Raw genomic sequence first — 21,204 nt, forward strand, 5'->3', positions numbered from 1 at the left:
AGTTTCAAACAAGTGTTTGTCAGGTGAGTTGATCCATGGCCCAGTCCGAAACCGTCGAACGTATCCTCGATGCTGCGGAGCAGCTGTTCGCGGAAAAAGGCTTCGCCGAAACCTCGTTGCGTCTGATCACCAGCAAGGCGGGTGTGAACCTGGCTGCGGTGAACTATCACTTCGGTTCGAAGAAGGCGCTCATTCAAGCGGTTTTCTCGCGCTTCCTCGGGCCGTTCTGCGCCAGCCTGGAAAAGGAACTCGATCGCCGCCAGGCCAAGACCGACGCGCCGCGCGCTTCCCTCGAGGAACTGCTGGAGCTGCTGGTGGTGCAAGCCATGGCGGTGAAACCGCGCAGTGGCAACGACCTGTCGATCTTCATGCGTCTGCTCGGGCTGGCCTTCAGCCAGAGCCAGGGGCACCTGCGCAAGTACCTCGAAGAGGTCTACGGCAAGGTGTTCCGTCGCTTCATGTTGTTGGTCAACGAAGCTGCGCCGCGTCTGCCTCCCATCGAGCTGTTCTGGCGTGTGCATTTCATGCTCGGCGCTGCGGCTTTCAGCATGTCCGGCATCAAGGCCCTGCGCGCCATGGCTGAGACCGACTTCGGCGTGAACACCTCGATCGAGCAGGTGATGCGCCTGATGGTGCCGTTCCTGGCTGCCGGCATGCGTGCCGACAGCGGAGTCAGCGACCCGTCGCTGGCCGGCGCACAGCTCAAGCCGCGCAGCAAGTCGGCCACACCGGCCAAGGCCTGAGTACGCTGGGCCTGACCGGGCCGATCGGCTAAGCTAGCGGACCATTCCGGTTGTCGCTGGCGGACAATGCCTGACCTCGATCTGCTGCATATTTCCCTTGCCGACCAGATGCTCTACGGCTTCGCTGCGGAGCGTCTGGCGTTGCGTTTGCCGGTTTCCACCGCGCGCAACGGCGCTGGCGAGCGGGAGGGTTCGGGCTGTACTCCGCGTGGCCTGCACCAGGTGCGGGCGAAGATTGGCGAAGGTCTTCCCGATGGCGCTGTATTGCGCGGGCGGCGCTGGACGGGCGAGGTCTGGAGTGCCGAATTGCATGAGCAGTTCCCCGGGCGCGACTGGATCCTCACCCGTATCCTCTGGCTGAGCGGCTGCGAGCCGGGCGTCAATCGTCTCGGGCCTGTCGACACCTTCCGTCGCTACATCTATCTGCACGGCACGCCGGATTGCGAACCCATGGGCATTCCGCTGTCCCATGGCTGCGTGCGCTTGCGCAATGCCGACTTGCTGCAACTTTTCCCGCGTGTGCCCCTGCACTGCTGCGTGCGCCTCGACGAAGCGCCGCAGCCGCAGTGGCGCACCGCTGAACTCTGCTAAGGAATTCCCAATGCAAGGCTCCCTGATGCTCGATATCGGCGGCACCTGGCTGACCGCCGAGGACCGCCAGATCCTGCGCCACCCTGAAGTGGGCGGGCTGATCATCTTCGCCCGCAATATCGAAAGTCCGCGCCAGGTGCGTGAGCTGAGCGCGGCCATTCGCGCCGTGCGTCCGGATCTGCTGCTGGCGGTGGACCAGGAGGGCGGCCGCGTGCAGCGCCTGCGTCAGGGCTTCCTGCGTTTGCCGGCGATGCGCGCCATTGCCGACAACGAAAATGCCGAGCGCCTGGCCGAGCAGTGCGGCTGGCTGATGGCGACCGAAGTGCTGGCGGTCGGCCTGGACCTCAGCTTCGCGCCGGTGCTGGATCTCGATCATCAACGCAGTGCCGTGGTCGGCAGTCGTGCTTTCGAAGGCGACCCCGAGCGCGCTGCACAATTGGCCGGCGCCTTCATTCGTGGCATGCACGCTGCGGGCATGGCGGCGACCGGTAAGCACTTCCCCGGCCACGGCTGGGCTGAGGCCGACTCCCACGTAGCCATTCCCGAGGACGAGCGCAGCCTGGACGAGCTCCGCCGCAGCGACCTGATTCCGTTCCAGCGCCTGGCCGGACAGATCGACGCTGTGATGCCAGCGCACGTGATCTATCCGAAGGTGGATGCCGGTCCCGCTGGTTTCTCGCGGCGCTGGCTGCAGGAAATTCTGCGCGGCGAACTGGGCTTCGACGGGGTGATCTTCAGTGACGACCTGTCGATGGCTGGCGCCCATGTGGTGGGCGATGCCGCCAGTCGAATCCAGGCCGCGCTCAACGCCGGCTGCGACATGGGCCTGGTGTGCAATGACCGTGGCTCCGCCGAGCTGGCCCTTGGGGCCCTGCAGCGCTTGAAAGTGCAGGCGCCCGAGCGCCTGGCGCGGATGCGCGCCAAGGCTTGGCCGGGCATCGAATACAAGCAGCTGCCGCGCTGGCAGCAGGCCGTGGGCGAACTGCGTGCCGCGCAACTGATCGACTGAGGATTCGCAATGACTGTCTACGCCATCATCGGCGGCACCGGGCTGACCCAGCTGGAAGGCCTGACCCTGAAGGATTCACTGAGCCTGGATACGCCTTACGGTGCGCCTTCGGCGCCGATCCAGCGCGGCGAGTTTGCCGGTCGTGAAGTGCTGTTCCTGGCTCGCCATGGCCATCCGCATCGCTTTCCGCCGCACCAGGTCAACTACCGCGCCAACCTCTGGGCGCTCAAGCAGGCCGGCGCCGAGGCGGTGCTGGCAGTGAACGCTGTCGGCGGCATTCACGCGGCCATGGGTAGCGGCCACCTGTGCGTGCCGCACCAGATCGTCGATTACACCTGGGGCCGCGAGCACACCTACTTTGCCGGTGACATCGACCACGTCACCCACATCGACTTCAGCCATCCGTATGACGAGGTGCTGCGCCAGAAACTGGTGGCGGCGCTGCAGGCGCTGGGGCATCCGCACAGCAGTCACGGCGTCTACGCCGCGACCCAGGGCCCGCGCCTGGAGACTGTGGCGGAGATCGCCAAGCTGGAGCGCGACGGCTGCGACATCGTTGGTATGACTGGTATGCCGGAAGCGGTGTTGGCACGCGAGCTGGAGCTGCCCTATGCCTGCCTGTCGCTGGTGGTCAATCCGGCCGCCGGCAAGTCTAGCGGCATCATCACCATGGCCGAGATCGAGCAGGCGCTGCACGACGGCATCGGCAAGGTGCGTGCGGTGCTGGCGCGCGTTCTGGTGAGCTGATCGGGGCGGCGCATAACCGCGAACGGTGATGCGCCCTACGAAGCGGGCAGCGGAGCGAAGAGGGCGTCCAAGTCGCTCTGCTGCAATAGCAGGCCGCTATCCTTGCCTTCTTCCAGCACGCCGGCGGCCAGCGCCGCCTTCCTGGCCTGGAGTTGCTGGATCTTCTCTTCCAGCGTGCCGCGGGCGATCAGTTTGTATACGAACACCGGCTTGTCCTGGCCTATGCGATAGGCGCGGTCGGTCGCCTGCTGCTCCACTGCCGGGTTCCACCAGGGATCGTAGTGGATCACCGTGTCCGCTGCGGTGAGGTTCAGGCCGGTGCCGCCAGCCTTGAGGCTGATCAGGAACAGCGGCACCCGTCCGCGCTGGAAGTCTTCCACCGGGCCGCGGCGGTCAAGGGTGCTGCCGGTGAGCAGGGCGTAGGGAGTGGCGCGGGCGTCCAGTTCGGCGCGAATCAGGTCGAGCATCGAGGTGAACTGCGAGAAGAGCAGGATGCGACGGCCTTCCGCGAGCAGTTCCTCGAGCATTTCCAGCAGGCTGGCCAACTTGCCCGACTGCGAAGTCGGCAGGTCGCTGCCCAGCAGGCGAGGATCGCAGCAGACCTGGCGGAGCTTCAGCAGCGCGTCGAGAACCACGATGTGGCTGCGTGCCAGGCCCTTCTGGCTGATTTCCTCGCGCACCTTGCGGTCCACGGCCAGGCGTACGGTTTCGTAGAGGTCGCGCTGTGCGTCGCTGAGCTCCACCCAGTGGGTGATCTCGCTCTTGGGCGGCAGTTCGCCGGCCACCTGGTCCTTGCGGCGGCGCAGCAGGAAGGGCTTTATCCGCGCATTGAGATGGGCCAGCCGCTTGCTGTCGCCGGCCTTTTCGATGGGGTTGCGGTACAGGCGGGTGAAGCTGCGCAGGTCGCCCAGCCAGCCGGGCATCACCAGGTTGAACAGCGACCAGAGTTCGCCCAGGTGGTTTTCCAGCGGCGTGCCGCTCAGGCACAGGCGCTGGCGGGCGTCGAGCTTCGCTGCAGCCTGGGCCGATTTGCTGCTGGCGTTCTTCAGGTACTGCGCTTCGTCGAAGATGGCGAGGTGCAGCGGCTGCTTGCTTAGTACGTCGATATCGCGCGGCAGCAGGGCGTAGGTGCTGAGCAGCAGGTCGTAATTTCCGAGTTCGTCGAAGCCTTTGTGGCGGTCGCCGCCGTGCAGGGTGAGTACGCGCAGCTCCGGGGCGAAGCGCGCGGCTTCGTCCTGCCAGTTGGCCACCAGGCTGGTGGGCATCAGCACCAGGGCTGGGCGATCCAGACGTCCGGCGTGCTTCTCGGCAAGGATGTGTGCCAGGACCTGCAGGGTCTTGCCCAGGCCCATGTCGTCGCCGAGGATGCCGCCGACTTCCAGCTCGCGTAGTGCCTGCATCCAGGCCAGCCCTTGCAGCTGATAGGGGCGTAACTCGGCCTGCAGGCCCGCGGGGGGCGGGCAGGGTTGCTGCCGGTGATCGCGCAGGCTTCGACCGAATTGCAGCAAGCGTTCGCCGCCTTGCCATTGCAGGGGCTGGTCGTCGAGCGGGGCGAGCAGGCCGGCGTCTGCGCTCGACAGGCGCAAGCTGTTGTCGTTGTGCTGCGGGCTGGCCAGCAGCAGTTCCTCCAGCAACTGGAGCATGGCCCGCACACGCTCCAGAGGGAGGCTCACGGTCAGTGGCTTGCCGTCCGCCTGGCGCCGCGCGTCGAGGCGAATCGGCAGTTCGCCTTTGGCGGAGCTGTCGCGCAGGGCCGAGGGGCGATGCCTAAGCAGCTCCAGCAGCGGCTGCAGCAGGCTGATCTGCTGGCCGTCCACCACGATGCCCAGCTCCAGGTCGAACCAGGCGTTGCCGGGTTCCTCTTCGAGTCGGGCATACCAGTCCTCGACTTCGCTGAAGTCGAAGGGGAAGTCCTCGTCGATCTCGACCACCCAGCCCTTGGCGCGCAGCTCCGGCAGGCGGCGGACGATTTCGGCCCAGTGCTCGTCGCCTGCGGGCCGGAAGCATTCGTAGCGCTCGCTCAATTCGTAGGGTGTGGAGTACTTGTGGAGTTTCTGCAGGCCTAGGCGTTGCAGAGCCTTGCGCGCGGCCTGCTCGGCCTTGGGTTGGCGTTCGATGACGACAAAGGCGCCGTCTTCCAGGCAGCGGATGGGCTGGTCGCCGCGCGCGGGGCCGTGGACCTGTTCTTTGCCGTAGGCGAATGCGAGGCATGCCTGGTGCTTGTCCTGGCGATGGAAGCTTTCGTGCACGGTGCTCAGTCGCAGGTGCGGCACCGGCTGCACATCATCCAGCCGACGCTCATCGGTGGAGACCGGCAAGGGCGCTTCGGGTGCCAGCTCCTTGAGCTGCAGACTGAACAGGATGGCCTCTTCCGGGGGCACCGGAGGGACGCTCAACAGGTGGTTGGCCAGGGCGTCGGGCAGGTCGTGGAGCAATGGTCCCGCGCGCAGGCTCTGGTGGTCGACGTACCAGGGCGGCGCCAATTGGGTCAGCAGTTGCGGGCAAGGATTGCTTTCGACTTGCCACCCGGCGGTGTAGCAGCCGTCCGGACGGGCCTGCCAGGCGAGTCTGGCAGGCAGCCCCGGTCCCGGCTGCAACTGGCTGGCGAGGTCCTGGGCATCCAGGAACAGTTGCCCGCTGCGCAGGATCAGTTCCAGCAGTTCCGCGCCATCGCTACCGAGTAGAAGCACCTCGTTGTGGTGTGGCTGGACGCCTTCGCAGCCGAGGGCGCGCAGCAGGATGCGCTGATCCGGTTCCGCAACGCCCTGGCTCAGCGCCACGGAAATGGATCCCAGGCGTGGGTAGCCCAGGAGTTGGCCGCTGTCGCTGTGCGCCGCCCTGTGGAGGAATATCCGGCCGTTCTTCGTCAGCCGGTAATGCAGCAGCTCGGTGCATGGCCCTGCTTTCTTCGGCGGAGGCTTGAGCGTGGCGGGCAGTTTTTTCAGCCAGCTTTGCAGATCGGTGGAAAGCCGATTGCTTGGGGCGGGCGCCGGGCGGGCAACTGGCACTGGCGTCGGGGTGGCCGGAGTAAGGGCGGCCTGCTCATCCAGCAAGTGCAGCAACGCAGCTGCGCAATGCTTGCAATCGAAGGAGACCGGGCAATCGCACTGGCAGTCGAGGGTGTCGCCGCTTTGGGACAGGCGGATGCGCTGGCGGTAGCGATTGTTGCCCGAGCCTATGCAAGTGCTCTCCAGAGAGCGTTCGGTGAGGCGAACGATCTGAATGCGGCGCTCGCGGGCATAGGCTTCGCCACGGACCAGGGTGATGGCGGGGAACAGGCGGCGCCAGGGGATGCGTTGCAGGTGTTCTGCGAACTGGGGCATGGCGCCGCCTTCGGTGCGGGGTTACTGCTGCGCGGGCTCGCTTGCCGGCGGGGCGTCGAAGCCGCCGTTGGCCGGCGCTTGCGGCGCCTGTTGCGGTGCTTGCTGCGGTTGGCCGGCCGGGGCGTCTTCCTCCATCTCCGCCGGCGGCGGGGTGGCCGGCTTGGCGTTGAGCGGGCTGACCTTGACCAGCATGCCGAGGCTCGGATGGTCGAGATAAGCCAGCACGCCATTCTTCAGGCTGACGTCCTGGACCATGTGCTGGCTGTGCGCGAGCAGGCCGTCGCCGCCGAACTGGTTGATCCAGAAGTCCACCTGGGTGTCGACGAAGCGCTGCTGGCGCAGGGTCAGGGTGCCTTCCACGGGGAAGTGACCGTCCTGCTCCTGGCCTTCGCTCAGCGAGATCTTCACCGGCTGGTCGGTGATCGCCTGCTTCCACGCCTTGTGCATCAGCACGTGGTAGCCCTGGGCCTGGGCCAGCTTGTTGGCCTGGGCGTCCATTGCGGTTGGACGGCGGCTGTCGGGTGCCGGCGGCTGGGCTCCCTTGGCCCAGTCGTCAGGCGCCGGTTGGCTGGAATAGACGACGTCGCCTTCCTGCTGGAACAGGATCAGTTCGACCTGGTAGAGGTCGTCGGCGAAGCTCGCGGGGGCGAGCAGGACAAGCAACAGCAGCAGGTAGCGGGACATACCGGTCCTTTAGGAGGCAGTGGGGGCTAGGCGCTCGAACAGCGCCTCCAGGGTGTTGAAGCGTTCTTCCGGGCGCTCCATCGGCACCTGGAACTTGAACAGGGTCGCGCCTTCGAACTTGTAGCGGTTCGGCTGGCTCTGGATCAGCTTGATCAGCACCAGCGGGTCGACGCAGGTATCGGCGGCGAATTCTACCCGTCCTCCCTGAGGGCCGGCATCCACTTTGACGATGCCGAGCTTTTCCGCCTGCAGTTTCAGCAGCGTCAGGCGTATGAGGCTCTTGGTCGGCTCGGGGAGCAGGCCGAAGCGGTCGATCATTTCCACCTGCAGCTCGCGCAGGCCGTCTTCGTCGGCGGCGTTGGCGATGCGCTTGTAGAGGATCAGCCGGCCGTGCACGTCGGGCAGGTAGTCCTCGGGGATCAGTGCCGGCACGCGCAGGTTGATGTCCGGGCCGCCGCCCAAAGGCTGCTCCAGGTTCGGTTGCTCGCCTTTGCGAATGGCCTTGACCGCGCGCTCGAGCATTTCCATGTAGAGGGTGAAGCCGACCGCCTGGATCTGCCCGCTCTGGCCTTCGCCGAGCAGCTCGCCGGCGCCGCGGATTTCCAGGTCGTGGGTCGCCAGGACGAAGCCGGCGCCGAGGTCCTGGGCGTTGGCGATGGCTTCCAGGCGCTTCTCGGCGTCCGGGGTCATCTGCTTGCGCGGCGGTGTCAGCAGGTAGGCATAGGCCTGGTGGTGGCTACGGCCGACGCGGCCGCGCAGCTGGTGCAGCTGGGCCAGGCCGAACTTGTCGGCGCGCTCGATGAGGATGGTGTTGGCGCTGGGCACGTCGATGCCGGTCTCGATGATGGTCGAGGCCACCAGCACGTTGAAGCGCTTGTGGTAGAAGTCGCTCATCACCCGTTCGAGATCGCGTTCGTGCATCTGCCCGTGGCCGATGCCGATGCGCGCTTCCGGGACCAGCTCGGCCAGGTCGCGGGCGCATTTCTCGATGGTCTTCACCTCGTTGTGCAGGTAGTAGACCTGGCCGCCGCGCAGCAGCTCGCGCAGCAGCGCCTCCTTGATCACGGACTTCTGCTCTTCCATGACGAAGGTGCGCACCGACAGGCGGCGCGCCGGTGGCGTGGCGATGATCGACAGGTCGCGCATGCCGGCAACCGCCATGTTCAGGGTGCGCGGGATCGGCGTGGCAGTGAGGGTGAGGATGTCCACCTCGCTGCGCAGCGCCTTGAGCTGTTCCTTCTGGCGCACGCCGAAGCGGTGTTCCTCGTCGATGATCACCAGGCCGAGGTTCTTGAAGCGCACGTCGTCCTGCAGCAGCTTGTGGGTGCCGATGACGATGTCGACCTTGCCCTCGGCCAGCTGTGCCGCCGCAGCCTCGACCTCTTTGGCGGTCTTGAAGCGGCTCATTACCTCGACCGTCACCGGCCAGTCGGCGAAGCGGTCGCGGAAGCTGTTGTAGTGCTGCTGGGCGAGCAGGGTGGTAGGCACCAGCACCGCCACCTGACGGCCGCTGTGCACGGCGACGAAAGCCGCGCGCATCGCCACTTCGGTCTTGCCGAAGCCGACGTCGCCGCAGACCAGGCGGTCCATCGGCTTATCCGCGAGCATGTCGGCGATCACCGAGTCGATCGCGGCCTGCTGGTCCGGGGTTTCCTCGAAGGGGAAGCCGGCGGAGAAGGTCGCGTAGTCAGCCTGCGGGTCCTTGAATGCGTAGCCCTTGCGCGCGGCGCGGCGGGCGTAGATGTCGAGCAGTTCGGCAGCGACGTCGCGAACCTGTTCTGCAGCCTTGCGCTTGGCCTTCTGCCAGGTTTCCGAGCCCAACTTGTGCAGCGGCGCCAGGGCGTCGTCGCTGCCGGTGTAGCGCGCGATCAGGTGCAGGTTGGCCACCGGCACGTAGAGCTTGGCTTCGTCGGCGTACTGCAGGGCGAGGAATTCCGCGGTCTGGCCATCGATATCCAGGGTGATCAGGCCGATGTAGCGGCCGACGCCGTGGTCGATGTGCACCACCGGCGCGCCTTCGCGCAGCTCGGTGAGGTTCTTGATGACGTTGTCGCCGCCGTCGCGGGTTTTCTCGCGGCGCCGGCGCTGCATGACGCGCTGGCCGAACAGCGGGCTCTCGGCGATCAGCGCCACGCCCTTGGCGCCGTCCTGCAGGAGCAGGCCGTCGTCCAGCGGCGCGATGGTGATGGCCAGGCGTTCCTTATGGGCGAGGAAGGCCGGCCAGCCGTCGACTTCGCTCGGGCGCAGTTTCAGCCGCGCGAGCAGCTCCAGCAGCACCTCGCGGCGACCGGCGGATTCGGCGCTGAAGAGGATGCGTCCGGGGAACTCCTCGATGAAGCGGCGCAGGCGTGCCAGCGGCTCTGTGGCCTTGGCCTCGATGGCCAGCTCCGGCAGCGCCTCGGCGGGGAAGTTGTCGCGGCCGACGCCGGGCTCCACCGCCTCGCTGCCGACCACCACGCGGGGCCATTGCTTGAGGCGGGCGAAGCAGTCTTCCACCGGCAGGAATACCTCGGCCGGCGGCAGCAGCGGTCGTTCCGGGTCGTAGCGGCGGTCTTCGTAGCGGCTGCGTACGTCGTTCCAGAACTGCTCGGCGGCCTGCTCGATGCCGGGCAGGGAGAACACCTGGGTGTCCTGCGGCAGGTAGTCGAAGAGGGTCGAGGTTTCGCCTTCCTCGAAGAACAGCGGCAGGTAGTACTCGATACCGGACGGGGTCAGGCCGCTGGCCAGGTCCTGGTAGATCGGGCAGCGCCGGTAGTCGACGTCGAAGCGTTCGCGGAAGCGGCCGCGGAAGCCGGTCACCGCTTCCTTGCGCAGCGGGAACTCGCGCGCCGGCAGCAGGCGGATGCTCTGCACCTTGTCGATGGAGCGCTGGTTCTCCGGGTCGAAGGTACGCAGCGTCTCGATCTCGTCGTCGAACAGGTCGATGCGGTAGGGCAACTCGCTGCCCATCGGATAGAGGTCGATAAGCGCGCCGCGCACGGCGAACTCGCCGTGCTCGTAGACGGTGTCCACGCAGCGGTAGCCGGCGGCCTCCAGGCGCAGGCGCATCTGCTCGACGTCGAGCTTCTGGCCGACGTCCAGCACCAGGCTGCTGCCGAGCAGGAACTTGGCCGGGGCCATGCGGTGTAGGGCGGTGCTGATCGGCACCACCAGCACGCCGCGCTTGAGTTCCGGGAGCTGATAGAGGGCAGCGACGCGCTGGGAAATGATGTCCTGGTGCGGCGAGAAGACGTCGTAGGGCAGCGTTTCCCAGTCCGGCAGCTGCAAAACGGGCAGGTCGGGGGCGAAGAATTGCAGCTCCTGCTCCAGGCGCTCGGCGCTCTGGCTGTCGGCGGTCAGCAATAAGGTGAATCGTTTTGCCGGGGCGGCGGCTTCGGCGATGGCGAGGCTCAGGGCCGCGCCGGGAAGGCTGCCCCAGGTTTGCTTGCCGGCTGCCGTGGGCAGGGCGGGTATGCGCAGGACGGACACGGGCGTAGCGGGCTCCGGTCGGAAAATTGACCGGCGGGATTGTAACTATCCGGATTGACGGCTGTCAGTCTTTGCAGTGTTGCAGATTGCCGCCGCCTGCCGGCGCCGTCATAATGTAGCCCCTTTTTTCTTCTCCTACATGTGGAAGGTATTGCCCGTGACTCAGAAGCCCGACCAGTGTCTCGGTGAGTGGATCGATCGTGAAGCCCTCGCGGAAGCCATGATTCCGCTGATCGGCCAGCTCTACCGCAACAACAACGTGGTGACTTCTATCTATGGCCGTGGCCTGATCAACCGCTCGGTGATCGATATCCTCAAGGCCCACCGTTTCGCCCGTCACCGCCTGGCCGGCGAGGCCGAGCTGTCGGTCCACGACACCTTCCCCATCCTCAAGGCCATGAGCGAGCTGAAACTCGGCGCCGCTTCGGTCGACCTCGGCAAGATGGTCGCCAAGTTCAAGGCCGAAGGTAACGGCCGCGCCATCGAGCAGTTCGTCAAGGACGAGCTGGCCGACGTGGTTGGCAAGCAGAACGGCGGCAGCCGCGAAGGTACCGACGTCGTCCTGTACGGCTTCGGCCGCATCGGCCGCCTGCTGGCGCGCATCCTGATCGAGAAAACCGGTGGCGGCGACGGCCTGCGCCTGCGCGCCATCGTCGTCCGCAAGGGCGCCGAGAACGACCTGGTCAAGCGCGCCAGCCTGCTGCGTCGCGACTCGGTGCATGGCAAGTTCAACGGCACCATCACCATCGATGAAGCCAACAACACCATCACCGCCAACGGCAACCTGATCCAGGTGATCTACTCCAACGATCCGTCCTCGGTGGATTACACCCAGTACGGCATCAAGAACGCCCTGCTGGTCGACAACACCGGCAAATGGCGTGACGCCGACGGCCTCGCCCAGCACCTGAAGTGCCCGGGCGTCGACCGCGTGATCCTGACCGCTCCGGGCAAAGGCGCGCTGAAGAACATCGTGCATGGCATCAACCATGGCGACATCACCGCTGACGACAAGATCGTTTCCGCCGCTTCCTGCACCACCAACGCCATCGTGCCGGTGCTGAAGGCTGTCAACGACCAGTACGGCATCGTCAACGGCCACGTCGAAACCGTTCACTCGTTCACCAACGACCAGAACCTGATCGACAACTTCCACAAGGGCAGCCGTCGTGGCCGCGCCGCGCCGCTGAACATGGTGATCACCGAGACTGGCGCCGCTACCGCTGCCGCCAAGGCTCTGCCGGTTCTGAAAGGCAAGCTGACCGGCAACGCGATCCGCGTTCCGACGCCGAACGTCTCCATGGCCATCCTCAACCTGAACCTCGAGAAGGCCACCAACCGCGAAGAGATCAACGAGTACCTGCGCCAGATGGCCATGCACTCGGACCTGCAGAAGCAGATCGACTTCGTGTCCTCGCAGGAAGTGGTGTCCACCGACTTCGTCGGCTCCCGTCACGCCGGCGTGGTCGATGCCGAAGCCACCATCTGCAACGACAACCGTGTCGTGCTGTACGTGTGGTACGACAACGAGTTCGGCTACAGCTGCCAGGTCGTTCGCGTGATGGAAGAGATGGCTGGGGTCAACCCGCCGGCCTTCCCGCGCTGATCCAGGTGTAAGGGAAAACGGGAGCTTTCGGGCTCCCGTTTTTCATTCGAAGGCCCTGACCCGGGCCGACAAGGCGTCCGCTGCGCACAACGCATAACGATAAAAAGCCAACCCCTCTACCGAGGAACCCCGCAATGGATGGACATCCCCATCTGCATGAAGGCTCGCTCAAGCGCGGCCTGAAGAATCGCCACATCCAGCTCATCGCCCTGGGTGGCGCCATCGGTACCGGCCTGTTCCTGGGCTCGGCCGGTGTCCTGCAATCCGCCGGCCCGTCGATGATCCTCGGCTACGCCATCGGCGGCTTCATCGCATTCCTGATCATGCGCCAGCTCGGCGAGATGATCGTCGAGGAGCCGGTCGCCGGTTCCTTCAGCCACTTCGCGCACAAATACTGGGGTGGCTTTGCCGGCTTCATGTCGGGCTGGAACTATTGGGTGCTGTACATCCTGGTGGGCATGTCGGAGCTGACGGCCGTCGGCAAGTACGTGCAGTTCTGGTGGCCGGACATCCCGACCTGGGTCACCGCGGCGGTGTTCTTCGTCCTGATCAACGCGCTCAACCTGTTCAACGTGAAGGCCTTCGGCGAGGCCGAGTTCTGGTTCGCGATCATCAAGGTCGCGGCGATCATCGGCATGATCGTCCTTGGTTGCTGGCTGCTGGCCACCGGCACCGGCGGCCCGCAGGCGGCGGTGAGCAACCTGTGGAGCCACGGCGGCTTCTTCCCCAATGGCCTGAAGGGCCTGGTGATGGTCCTGGCGATCATCATGTTCTCCTTCGGTGGCCTGGAGCTGGTCGGCATCACTGCCGCCGAGGCCGCGGAACCGAAGAAGGTGATCCCCAAGGCGATCAACCAGGTCATCTACCGGATCCTGATCTTCTACATCGGCGCCCTGGCCGTGCTGCTCTCGCTGTACCCGTGGGACGCCTTGGTGCAAAGCATCAACAGCGCCGGCGACCCCTACAGCGGCAGCCCGTTCGTGAAGGTCTTCTCGCTGATGGGCAGTGGTAACGCTGCCCACGTGCTGAACTTCGTGGTACTGACCGCGGCTCTGTCGGTCTACAACAGCTGCGTGTACTGCAACAGCCGCATGCTCTTCGGCCTGGCCGAGCAGGGCGACGCACCGCGCGCCTTCGCCAAGATCGACGACCGTGGCGTACCGTTGCTGGCCATCGGCGTTTCGGCGTTCATCACCCTGGCCTGCGTGGCGGTCAACTACCTGATCCCGGCGCGCGCCCTTGAGCTGCTGATGTCCCTGGTGGTGGCGGCCCTGGTGATCAACTGGGCGATGATCAGCCTGGCGCACCTGATGTTCCGCCGCGCCAAGGACCGCGAAGGCTCCAAGACCTCGTTCCGCGCGCTGATGTACCCCTTCGGCAACTGGCTTTGCCTGGCCTTCGTGGTGTTCATCCTCGGCATCATGCTGCAGATCCCGGGCATCGACGTGTCGGTCTACGCGATCCCGGTGTGGGTCGTGCTGATGGGCGTCTGCTACTTGTTCAAGCGCAAGAGCGGTACTCAGGCCGCTGCCTGATCCGCGTCGTGCTGAAATGATGAAGGCCGCATCCTCCGGGATGCGGCCTTTTTTGTTGGTCGATGGTTGAGTTGTAGGAGCGAGCTTGCTCGCGAAGGGGGGGCTTCATTGCGGCAGGTTCGCGAGCAAGCTCGCTCCTACGAAAAACAGGCCCGGTAGTCAGGAAAAGCCCGCGCTACAGGGCTTGCGCGTGGTAATCCCGTGCCACCGCTTCGAGCCCTGCTTGCGCGAACAGCTTGAGGTGGCGTGCGAGGTCTTCGGTGGGTTGCTCGAAGAGGTCGGTCAGCGGCGTGGGTATCTCGCGGCTGACCACCTGCAGCGTCAGGTAGGGCGCCATCACGCTGAACAGGCAGCGCAGCAGCGCTGGGGCCTGCAGCGGGATGCCAGTGACCTCGCTGAGCAATCCCATCACCAGGCGCACCTTGGGCATCGCCTCCTGGTCGATGAGTTCGGCGAGGAAGGCCGACGGCGCCAGCAGCTCGCGGGCCCACAGCCGCGCCTGCCAGCGCTGGCCGCTGGCGACGTTGAGGGTCAGGGCGTCGATCAGCAGGGCCAGCTTGTCGCGGCTGTCCTGTTCGCTGCGCGTGAGTTGTTCCAGCTGGTCGTAGCTGATCAGGTGCTTGTGCATCTCCTGCAGCAGGGCGCGGTAGAGGTTTTCGCGGCTGCCGAAGTGGTAGTTCACCGCGGCCATGTTGCATTGCGCCTGCTCGCAGATCGCCTTGCTGGTGGTATCGGCATAACCGCGCTCGGCGAACAGCTGGCCGGCCGCCAGGAGAATCCGCCCGCGAGTGGCCTCGCCGTCCTGGCGCGGCGCGCGCGGCGGGCTTTGGCGTGGGGATTCCGGCATGGCGACATCCTGCTCGATGGAGTGAATGCAGCCTAGAACCGAGCTAGATCAAATTCAAATTTGAATTTGTTGTCTATGCTTCCCGGATGTCGCCCCGATCCGCGAGTCACCACCATGCCCAAGAAGCTCGTCGTCATCCCTTCGTTGCTGCTCCTGATCGGCCTGGGCGCCTGGTACTACCACCGCTCGACGATGGACCAGGGCAGCGACCTGGTGCTGTATGGCAACGTCGATATTCGCCAGGTGTCGCTGGCATTCACCGGTAGCGAGCGGATCGCCGAGATGCGCGTGGAGGAGGGCGACAGCGTCAAGGCCGGGCAGATCCTGGCGACCCTCGACAGCCGCGCGCTGAAGCTGCAGATCGACCAGGCCAGGGCCCAGATCGGCGTGCAGGAACAGGCGCTGCTGCGCTTGCGTAACGGCAGCCGCCCGGAAGACATCGACCGCGCCAAGGCCCAGGTGGACGCGGCCAAGGCCCAGCTCGACCTGGCGAATATCCAGCTGCGCCGTCTGCAGGGTATCCGCGCCAACAGCCCCGGTGGCCGGGCGATCAGCCAGCAGGACCTGGACAACGCCAACGCCCAGCTGAAGGTCGACCAGGCGCAACTGGACGACCGCCAGAAGGCCCTGCGCCTGGCGAAGATCGGCCCACGCGCGGAAGACATCGCCCAGGCCGACGCACAGCTGCAAGTGGCTCGCGCGCAACTGGCGCTGCTGCAGCACAACCTCGATGAAACCGAATTGCGTGCGCCGCAGAACGCCGTGGTGCGCTCGCGCCTGCTCGAGCCGGGCGACATGGCCTCGCCGCAGCGCGCGGTCTATGCGCTGGCCATTACCGATCCGAAATGGGTGCGGGTCTACGTCAACGAGACCCAGCTCGGGCTGATCAAGCCCGGCCAGAACGCCAGCGTAGTCACCGATAGTCACCCGCAGCAGCCTGTCGAGGGGCATGTCGGCTACATCTCCGACGTCGCCGAGTTCACGCCCAAGGCGGTGCAGACCGAGGAGCTGCGCACCGCGCTGGTCTACGAAGTGCGCGTGCTGGTCGAGGACAAGGACAATCGCCTGCGCCTGGGCATGCCGGCCACGGTGCGCATCGCCCGGGACGGGCAGGCGCACTGATGGACAAGGGCCTGGTGATAGATGCCCAGAGCGTCGCAAGGCAGTTCCTGATCAAGGAGTCCGGGCAGACCGTGCGAGCGCTGCATGGCCTCGACCTGCGCGTGCGCGAAGGTGCGCTCACCGCGCTGGTCGGCCCGGATGGCGCCGGCAAGACCACCTTCCTGCGCCTGGTCGCCGGCCTGCTGAAGGCCGACGCCGGGCAGTTGCAGGTGCTCGGCGTGGACGTCGCCGCGCAGCCGCAGAAGGTGCAGGACCTCATCAGCTACATGCCGCAGCGCTTCGGTCTGTACGAAGACCTGAGCGTGCAGGAGAACCTCGACCTCTACGCCGACCTGCACGGTGTCGGCGCCGAGGAGCGCAGCCGGCGTTTCGCTCGACTGCTGGAAATGACCGACCTCGGCCGCTTCACCGCGCGGCCGGCGGGCAAGCTGTCCGGCGGGATGAAGCAGAAGCTCGGCCTGGCCTGCACCCTGGTGCGTTCGCCGCGCCTGCTGCTGCTCGACGAACCGACGGTGGGTGTCGATCCGCTGTCGCGCCGCGAGCTCTGGGAGATCGTCCAGCAGTTGGTGGAAGAAGAGCGCCTCAGCGTGCTGCTGACCACTTCCTACATGGACGAAGCCGAACGCTGCAGCGAGGTCTACCTGCTGCACCAGGGCCAGTTGCTCGCCCAGGGCGTGCCCGAGGAAATCCGCCGCCATGCCGAGGGCCTCTGCCGCATTGCCGTGCCGCCGGCGGGGCAGCCCGCGCGCACCCTGCAGGCGCGCTTGCTGGACGATCCGCAAAACATCGTCGATGCCGTGCCCCAGGGCGGCGAGGTGCGTTTCATCCGCCAGCGCGATGCCGATGACCAGCACCTGGAAACGCTCCTGGAAGGTGCACCGGTACGCGAAGTAGAGGCGCGCCTGGAAGACGGCTTCATGGTCCTGCTGCGGGCCAAGAGCGGCGCCGAGAAGGTGGACACCGAATCGCTCCGGGTCGCCGCGCCGGTCGGCGCTTCAGGTAATGGCGACGCGGTGATCGAGGTGAAGGATCTGGTGCGCAAGTTCGGCGACTTCACCGCAGTCGACCGCACCAGCTTCAGCGTGGCCCGTGGCGAAATCTTCGGCCTGCTCGGCCCCAATGGCGCCGGCAAGACCACTACCTTCCGCATGCTCTGCGGCCTGTTGCCGGCGTCCTCTGGAAGCCTTCAGGTGGCCGGGGTCAACCTGCGCCACGCCCGCGCCCAGGCACGCCGGCGCATCGGCTACGTTTCGCAGAAGTTCTCGCTGTACGGCAACCTCTCGGTGCGCGAGAACCTGCAGTTCTTCGGCGGCGCCTACGGGCTGTCCGGCAAGCAGCTGGGGCGACGCATGGAAGAGGTGTCGCGGCAGTTCGACCTGTCCGGCCACGAGGGCGAGCCCAGCGGCCAACTGCCCGGCGGCTACCGGCAGCGGCTGGCGATGGCGGTCGGCCTGCTCCACGAGCCGGAGATCCTCTTCCTCGACGAACCCACCAGCGGCGCCGATCCCCTCGCCAGGCGCGGTTTCTGGCAGCGCATCACGGCGCTGGCTGCCGGGGGCACCACCATCATCATCACCACCCACTTCATGGAAGAGGCCGAGTACTGCGACCGCATCGTCATCCAGGACGCCGGGCGCATCCTCGCCATGGGGACGCCGCAGCAGGTACGCGAGCAGGCCGGCGGCAAGGGCAGCGCGCTGAACATGGAGCAGGCATTCATCGCCATCGTCGAGCAGGCGCGGGAGGTTCAGGCATGAGCGGCAAGGGCTTCTGGCGACGGTTGCTGTCGCTCACGCGCAAGGAGTTCCGCCAGATGCTGCGCGACCGCAGCAACCTGCTGATCGGCATCGGCTTGCCGATCGTGCTGATCCTCATCTTCGGCTACGGCCTGTCGCTGGACGTGAAGCGCAGCCTGGTGGCTGTCGTACAGGATGATCCGGCGCCCATGGCTCGCGATCTGCTGGCCAGCATCAGCCGCTCCGAATACCTGCGCCCGCTGCGCGTAGGCTCCTTCGAGGAAGGGCGGCGCCTGATGCTCAGCCGCGAAGCCGATGCCCTGGTCTACCTGCCGTCCGACTTCAGCCGGCGCCTGCAGGACGGCGACGCGCAGATTCTCGTGTTGGTGCAGGGCGCTGACGCCACCCGCGCCTCGGGCGTGAGCAACTACCTCAACCAGGCCCTGGCGCTATGGGGCGAGAAGCAGGCCGCGCGCAATGCCGGGCAGGTCCAGGGCGGCGTGCGCATCGAACAACGCATGTGGTTCAACGCCGCCAACACCAGCACCTGGTACCTGGTGCCGGGGCTGATCGTGCTGATCATGACGCTGGTCGGTGCCTTCCTCACCGCGCTGGTGATGGCACGCGAATGGGAGCGCGGCACCCTGGAGGCGTTGTTCGTCACCCCGGTGCGGCCGGTGGAGATCCTGCTGGCGAAGATGATCCCCTGCTTCATGGTCGGCCTGCTGGGCCTCGCCATGTGCCTGCTGGCAGCACGCTTCCTGTTCCATGTGCCGATGTATGGCTCGCTGCTGGTGCTGCTGTTCAGCAGCATGCTGTACCTGTTCGTCGCCCTGGGCATCGGCCTGCTGATTTCCTCGGCGACCAAGAACCAGTTCATCGCCAGCCAGATCGCCCTGATCGCCAGCTTCCTGCCGGCACTGATGCTGTCCGGCTTCATCTTCGACCTGCGCAATGTGCCAGTGGCGATCCGCGTGGTCGGCCAACTGCTGCCGGCGACTTACTTCATGGAGCTGGTGAAGTCGCTGTTCCTCGCCGGCGATTTCTGGCCGCTGATCCTTCGCGATTGCGCCGTGCTCGCCGGCTACGCCGCGCTGTTGCTGGGCCTGGCGCGGCTGGCGACGCAGAAGAGGCTGGGCTGAACCATGGGCGTGCTGATCGAGTTCTTCCGGCGCCTGGCCAACCTCTGGCGCAAGGAACTGCTGGTGATCCTCAAGGACCCGGCCAACCGCATCGTGCTGGTCTCGCCGGTCTTGGTGCAGGGCCTGCTGTTTGGCTATGCAGTGACGTTCGACCTCAACGATGCCCCGTACGCATTGCTCGACCAGAGCCACAGCGAAATGTCCGTGCAACTGGCCTCGCGCCTCGACGGCAGTGGCATCTTCCACCGCGTGGCGACCTTGCGCGCACCGGGCGATATCTCCGGCGTCATCGACACGCAGAAGGCACTGCTGGTGGTGCAGATCCCCGCCGACTTCCAGACCCGCCTGACCCGCGGCGAACCGGCGCCGCTGCAGCTGATCCTCGATGGGCGCAACTCCACCACCGCAAGTGCCGCGGCCGCCCGGGTGGCCAATGTGGTCGCGGACTTCAACCGCGAGCGGGGGCTGGTCGCGGCGCCGCTGAGCGTGGTGACCCGTGCCTGGCACAACCCCAACCTGGAGACACGCTGGCCGCTGATCCCGGCGCTGATCGCCTCGCTGAGCATGCTGCAGACGCTGATGCTGTCGGCGCTTTCGGTAGCCCGGGAGCGCGAGCAGGGCACTTTCGACCAGCTCCTGGTGACGCCCTATGCGCCACTGGAAATCATGCTCGGCAAGGCCCTGCCGCCGATCCTCATCGGGCTGGTGCAGGCAACGCTGGTACTGCTGCTGGCGCTGTTCTGGTTCCGCATCCCGCTGGCCGGCTCGCTGCTCGACCTCTACGGCGGGCTGCTGGTGTTCATGGTGTCCTGCGTCGGGCTGGGCCTGTCGATCTCGGCGGTGTCGTTGAACATGCAGCAGGCCATGCTCTACACCTTCGTGCTGATCATGCCGATCATGCTGCTCTCGGGGCTCTCGACGCCGGTGCGCAACATGCCCGAGGCGCTGCAGATGGCGACCTACCTGAACCCGCTGCGCTTCGCCATCGACCTGATCCAGCGCATCTATCTCGAAGGCGTCGGCCTCTTCGACGTGGCCCACGATCTCTGGCCGATGCTGGCAATGGCGGTCGTGACGCTGCCGCTGTCGGCGTGGCTGTTTCGCAATCGACTCGCCTGAACGGAGAGGCCGCCATGTCATCGCCCCGTACTTCCCACCTGTTCTGGCCGCTGTTGCTGACGCTGGGCGCCTGCAGCGCAGTGGGCCCGGATTACCGGGCGCCGCAGCCACAGGTGCCGGCGAACTGGAGCGCCGCCCATGCCGGCGACCCCGCGCTGCTGCCGGCGGGCCAGGGTGGCCAGGCGATTCCGGCGCAGTGGTGGACGCAATTCGCCGACCCGACGCTCGATGCCCTGCAACAGCGCGCCAGCAAGGCCAGCCCGGATCTGCAGAGTGCCGCCCTGCGTTTCGCCCAGGCACGCATGCAGCGGCAGATGGTCGCCGCCCAGCGCGGGCCGAACGTCGATGCGCGCGGTGATATCCAGCGCCAACGCCAGAGCGAGCGCGGAGCTAGCGCGCGGATGATCTCCAGCATCGCCCCGGTGAACAGCGATGAATTGGTGAAGACCCTGGCCGAGCCTTTCACCCTCTACGAAGCCGGCTTCGACGCTTCCTGGGAGATCGACTTCTGGGGCCGTGTGCGGCGTTCGATCGAGGCCGCCGATGCGCAAGTCGAGCAGCAGCGTGCCTTGCTCGAGCAGGCTCGGTTGCTGGTCGCCAGCGAAGTGGCGCGTGGCTACTTCGAGCTGCGCCGCGTGCAACAGCAGATCGCCGTGACCCGCGACGACCTGCGCGCCACCGAGGAGTCGCTGGAACTGGTGCAGGCGCGTGCGGATGGCGGGTTGGTCGATGACTTCGACCTGGTGCGCCAGCGCAGTCAGCTGGAGGACTTGCGCTCGCGCTTGCCGTCGCTGCTGGCGGCGCAAACCCAGGCGATCAACCAGCTTGGCGTGCTGGTCGGCGCGCAGCCGGGTGAGTTGTCGGCACAGCTGGCTGCGCCTGCGGCCAAGCCTTCCGCCTTGCCCGATCTAAGTCCTGGGCTGCCTTCGGAAGTCGCGCGCCGGCGTCCGGACATTCGCGCCGCCGAGGCGCAGCTGCATGCCGCCACCGCGAGCGTCGGGGTAGCTGTTGCCGAGCTCTACCCGAGCATTCGCCTAGGTGCCAGCTTCGGTTATTCGTCCTTCGAGAGCGGCAAGTTTTCCGACTGGGGCAGCCGCCAGTGGGCCGTGGGGCCGAGCCTGAGCCTGCCGATCTTCGACAACGGGCGGCGGCGCTCCCAGGTCACCCTGCGCAAGCTGGAGCAGCAGGAAGCGGCGGTGAACTACCAGCAGACCGTGCTCAAGGCTTGGCAGGAGGTCGACGATGCCCTGAGCGGCTACGGCGCCGAACGCCAGCGCAATGCGCAACTGCAGGCGCGGCTGGGCAGCGCCGGGCAGGCCTACGAAATGGCCAAGGCGCGCTATGCCGGCGGTCTCACCGATTTCCTCGTCGAGCTGGATGCCCAGCGCAACTATCTGCAAGCGCGGCGCGAATGGGTGGATAGCGAAGGCCAACTGCGCCTCGATCTCGTCGCGCTCTACAAGGCGCTGGGCGGCGGCGCGCCGGTGAGCGCTGCCAGCGAGGTGCAATGAGCAACGAACCTTTACCGCCTG

General features: G+C 66.3%; 15 protein-coding genes. 11 read left to right on the forward strand and 4 right to left on the reverse strand.

Annotated features, from left to right (window positions below):
• Window positions 1–35: 35 nt before the first annotated feature.
• The 4 genes from ACA097_RS22750 to ACA097_RS22765 all read left to right on the forward strand — a co-directional run bounded on the left by ACA097_RS22750 (window position 36) and on the right by ACA097_RS22765 (window position 3,090).
• On the forward strand, window positions 36–743 hold the full coding sequence (locus ACA097_RS22750; RefSeq protein WP_043253481.1) for a TetR/AcrR family transcriptional regulator: 708 nt from the start codon (window positions 36–38) through the stop codon (window positions 741–743).
• Window positions 744–809: 66 nt separating this feature from the next.
• Window positions 810–1,334 (forward strand): L,D-transpeptidase family protein, encoded by a 525-nt coding sequence (locus ACA097_RS22755; protein WP_371366171.1) that lies wholly within the window; start codon window positions 810–812, stop codon window positions 1,332–1,334.
• 10 nt (window positions 1,335–1,344) lie between these two features.
• Window positions 1,345–2,343, forward strand: coding sequence for a beta-N-acetylhexosaminidase (nagZ, locus tag ACA097_RS22760; protein ID WP_371366173.1), 999 nt, complete (start codon window positions 1,345–1,347; stop codon window positions 2,341–2,343).
• A 9-nt stretch (window positions 2,344–2,352) separates the two neighbouring features.
• Window positions 2,353–3,090: an S-methyl-5'-thioinosine phosphorylase gene (locus tag ACA097_RS22765; protein ID WP_371366175.1), complete on the forward strand. Its 738-nt coding sequence runs from the start codon at window positions 2,353–2,355 to the stop codon at window positions 3,088–3,090.
• 35 nt (window positions 3,091–3,125) lie between these two features.
• Here the strand turns inward: ACA097_RS22765 and ACA097_RS22770 are convergent, their stop codons facing one another.
• The 3 genes from ACA097_RS22770 to mfd are packed head-to-tail and all read right to left on the reverse strand — an operon-like array spanning window position 3,126 to window position 10,565.
• On the reverse strand, window positions 3,126–6,413 hold the full coding sequence (locus ACA097_RS22770) for an SNF2-related protein (protein ID WP_371366177.1): 3,288 nt from the start codon (window positions 6,411–6,413) through the stop codon (window positions 3,126–3,128).
• A gap of 21 nt (window positions 6,414–6,434) precedes the next feature.
• Complete coding sequence (locus ACA097_RS22775; RefSeq protein WP_371366179.1) at window positions 6,435–7,097, reverse strand: CsiV family protein; 663 nt, start codon at window positions 7,095–7,097, stop codon at window positions 6,435–6,437.
• A gap of 9 nt (window positions 7,098–7,106) precedes the next feature.
• Window positions 7,107–10,565, reverse strand: coding sequence for a transcription-repair coupling factor (gene mfd / locus ACA097_RS22780; RefSeq protein ID WP_160287723.1), 3,459 nt, complete (start codon window positions 10,563–10,565; stop codon window positions 7,107–7,109).
• Between the two features lie 139 nt (window positions 10,566–10,704).
• Between mfd and ACA097_RS22785 the strand changes: the two genes are divergently transcribed.
• Both ACA097_RS22785 and ACA097_RS22790 read left to right on the forward strand, forming a co-directional pair.
• Window positions 10,705–12,171: a glyceraldehyde-3-phosphate dehydrogenase gene (locus tag ACA097_RS22785; RefSeq protein ID WP_371366182.1), complete on the forward strand. Its 1,467-nt coding sequence runs from the start codon at window positions 10,705–10,707 to the stop codon at window positions 12,169–12,171.
• Between the two features lie 134 nt (window positions 12,172–12,305).
• The gene (locus tag ACA097_RS22790) at window positions 12,306–13,706 is read left to right on the forward strand and encodes an amino acid permease (RefSeq protein ID WP_043253474.1); all 1,401 of its coding nucleotides are present in this window, start codon (window positions 12,306–12,308) and stop codon (window positions 13,704–13,706) included.
• A 175-nt stretch (window positions 13,707–13,881) separates the two neighbouring features.
• Here ACA097_RS22790 and ACA097_RS22795 read toward each other — a convergent pair whose 3' ends face one another.
• The gene (locus ACA097_RS22795; protein WP_043253473.1) at window positions 13,882–14,553 is read right to left on the reverse strand and encodes a TetR/AcrR family transcriptional regulator; all 672 of its coding nucleotides are present in this window, start codon (window positions 14,551–14,553) and stop codon (window positions 13,882–13,884) included.
• 114 nt (window positions 14,554–14,667) lie between these two features.
• Between ACA097_RS22795 and ACA097_RS22800 the strand changes: the two genes are divergently transcribed.
• Genes ACA097_RS22800 through ACA097_RS22820 form a run of 5 tightly spaced genes read left to right on the forward strand, consistent with a single transcriptional unit; the run spans window position 14,668 to window position 21,183 of the window.
• Window positions 14,668–15,675 (forward strand): efflux RND transporter periplasmic adaptor subunit, encoded by a 1,008-nt coding sequence (locus tag ACA097_RS22800; protein WP_371366185.1) that lies wholly within the window; start codon window positions 14,668–14,670, stop codon window positions 15,673–15,675.
• Window positions 15,675–17,432, forward strand: a complete 1,758-nt coding sequence (locus tag ACA097_RS22805) for an ATP-binding cassette domain-containing protein (protein ID WP_371366187.1) — start codon at window positions 15,675–15,677, stop codon at window positions 17,430–17,432. Before ACA097_RS22800 ends, ACA097_RS22805 begins: the two co-directional genes overlap by 1 nt.
• Window positions 17,429–18,553, forward strand: coding sequence for an ABC transporter permease (locus ACA097_RS22810; protein ID WP_371366189.1), 1,125 nt, complete (start codon window positions 17,429–17,431; stop codon window positions 18,551–18,553). The genes ACA097_RS22805 and ACA097_RS22810 overlap by 4 nt, the downstream gene beginning before the upstream one ends.
• A gap of 3 nt (window positions 18,554–18,556) precedes the next feature.
• On the forward strand, window positions 18,557–19,672 hold the full coding sequence (locus ACA097_RS22815) for an ABC transporter permease (protein ID WP_371366191.1): 1,116 nt from the start codon (window positions 18,557–18,559) through the stop codon (window positions 19,670–19,672).
• A gap of 14 nt (window positions 19,673–19,686) precedes the next feature.
• A complete protein-coding gene (locus ACA097_RS22820) occupies window positions 19,687–21,183 on the forward strand; it encodes an efflux transporter outer membrane subunit (protein WP_371366193.1) in 1,497 nt (498 codons plus the stop codon).
• Window positions 21,184–21,204 lie beyond the last annotated feature (21 nt).

The organism is Pseudomonas sp. QL9 (assembly GCF_041409665.1).
GTDB lineage: Bacteria > Pseudomonadota > Gammaproteobacteria > Pseudomonadales > Pseudomonadaceae > Pseudomonas > Pseudomonas knackmussii.

Excerpts from the sequence above, each read along its gene's own strand:
- ACA097_RS22750 (WP_043253481.1), top strand. The coding sequence starts at position 36 with ATGGCCCAGTCCGAAACCGTCGAACGTATCCTCGATGCTGCGGAGCAG.
- ACA097_RS22755 (WP_371366171.1), top strand. The coding sequence starts at position 810 with ATGCCTGACCTCGATCTGCTGCATATTTCCCTTGCCGACCAGATGCTC.
- nagZ (WP_371366173.1), top strand. The coding sequence starts at position 1,345 with ATGCAAGGCTCCCTGATGCTCGATATCGGCGGCACCTGGCTGACCGCC.
- ACA097_RS22765 (WP_371366175.1), top strand. The coding sequence starts at position 2,353 with ATGACTGTCTACGCCATCATCGGCGGCACCGGGCTGACCCAGCTGGAA.
- ACA097_RS22770 (WP_371366177.1), bottom strand. The coding sequence starts at position 6,413 with ATGCCCCAGTTCGCAGAACACCTGCAACGCATCCCCTGGCGCCGCCTG.
- ACA097_RS22775 (WP_371366179.1), bottom strand. The coding sequence starts at position 7,097 with ATGTCCCGCTACCTGCTGCTGTTGCTTGTCCTGCTCGCCCCCGCGAGC.
- ACA097_RS22785 (WP_371366182.1), top strand. The coding sequence starts at position 10,705 with ATGTGGAAGGTATTGCCCGTGACTCAGAAGCCCGACCAGTGTCTCGGT.
- ACA097_RS22790 (WP_043253474.1), top strand. The coding sequence starts at position 12,306 with ATGGATGGACATCCCCATCTGCATGAAGGCTCGCTCAAGCGCGGCCTG.
- ACA097_RS22795 (WP_043253473.1), bottom strand. The coding sequence starts at position 14,553 with ATGCCGGAATCCCCACGCCAAAGCCCGCCGCGCGCGCCGCGCCAGGAC.
- ACA097_RS22800 (WP_371366185.1), top strand. The coding sequence starts at position 14,668 with ATGCCCAAGAAGCTCGTCGTCATCCCTTCGTTGCTGCTCCTGATCGGC.
- ACA097_RS22805 (WP_371366187.1), top strand. The coding sequence starts at position 15,675 with ATGGACAAGGGCCTGGTGATAGATGCCCAGAGCGTCGCAAGGCAGTTC.
- ACA097_RS22810 (WP_371366189.1), top strand. The coding sequence starts at position 17,429 with ATGAGCGGCAAGGGCTTCTGGCGACGGTTGCTGTCGCTCACGCGCAAG.
- ACA097_RS22815 (WP_371366191.1), top strand. The coding sequence starts at position 18,557 with ATGGGCGTGCTGATCGAGTTCTTCCGGCGCCTGGCCAACCTCTGGCGC.
- ACA097_RS22820 (WP_371366193.1), top strand. The coding sequence starts at position 19,687 with ATGTCATCGCCCCGTACTTCCCACCTGTTCTGGCCGCTGTTGCTGACG.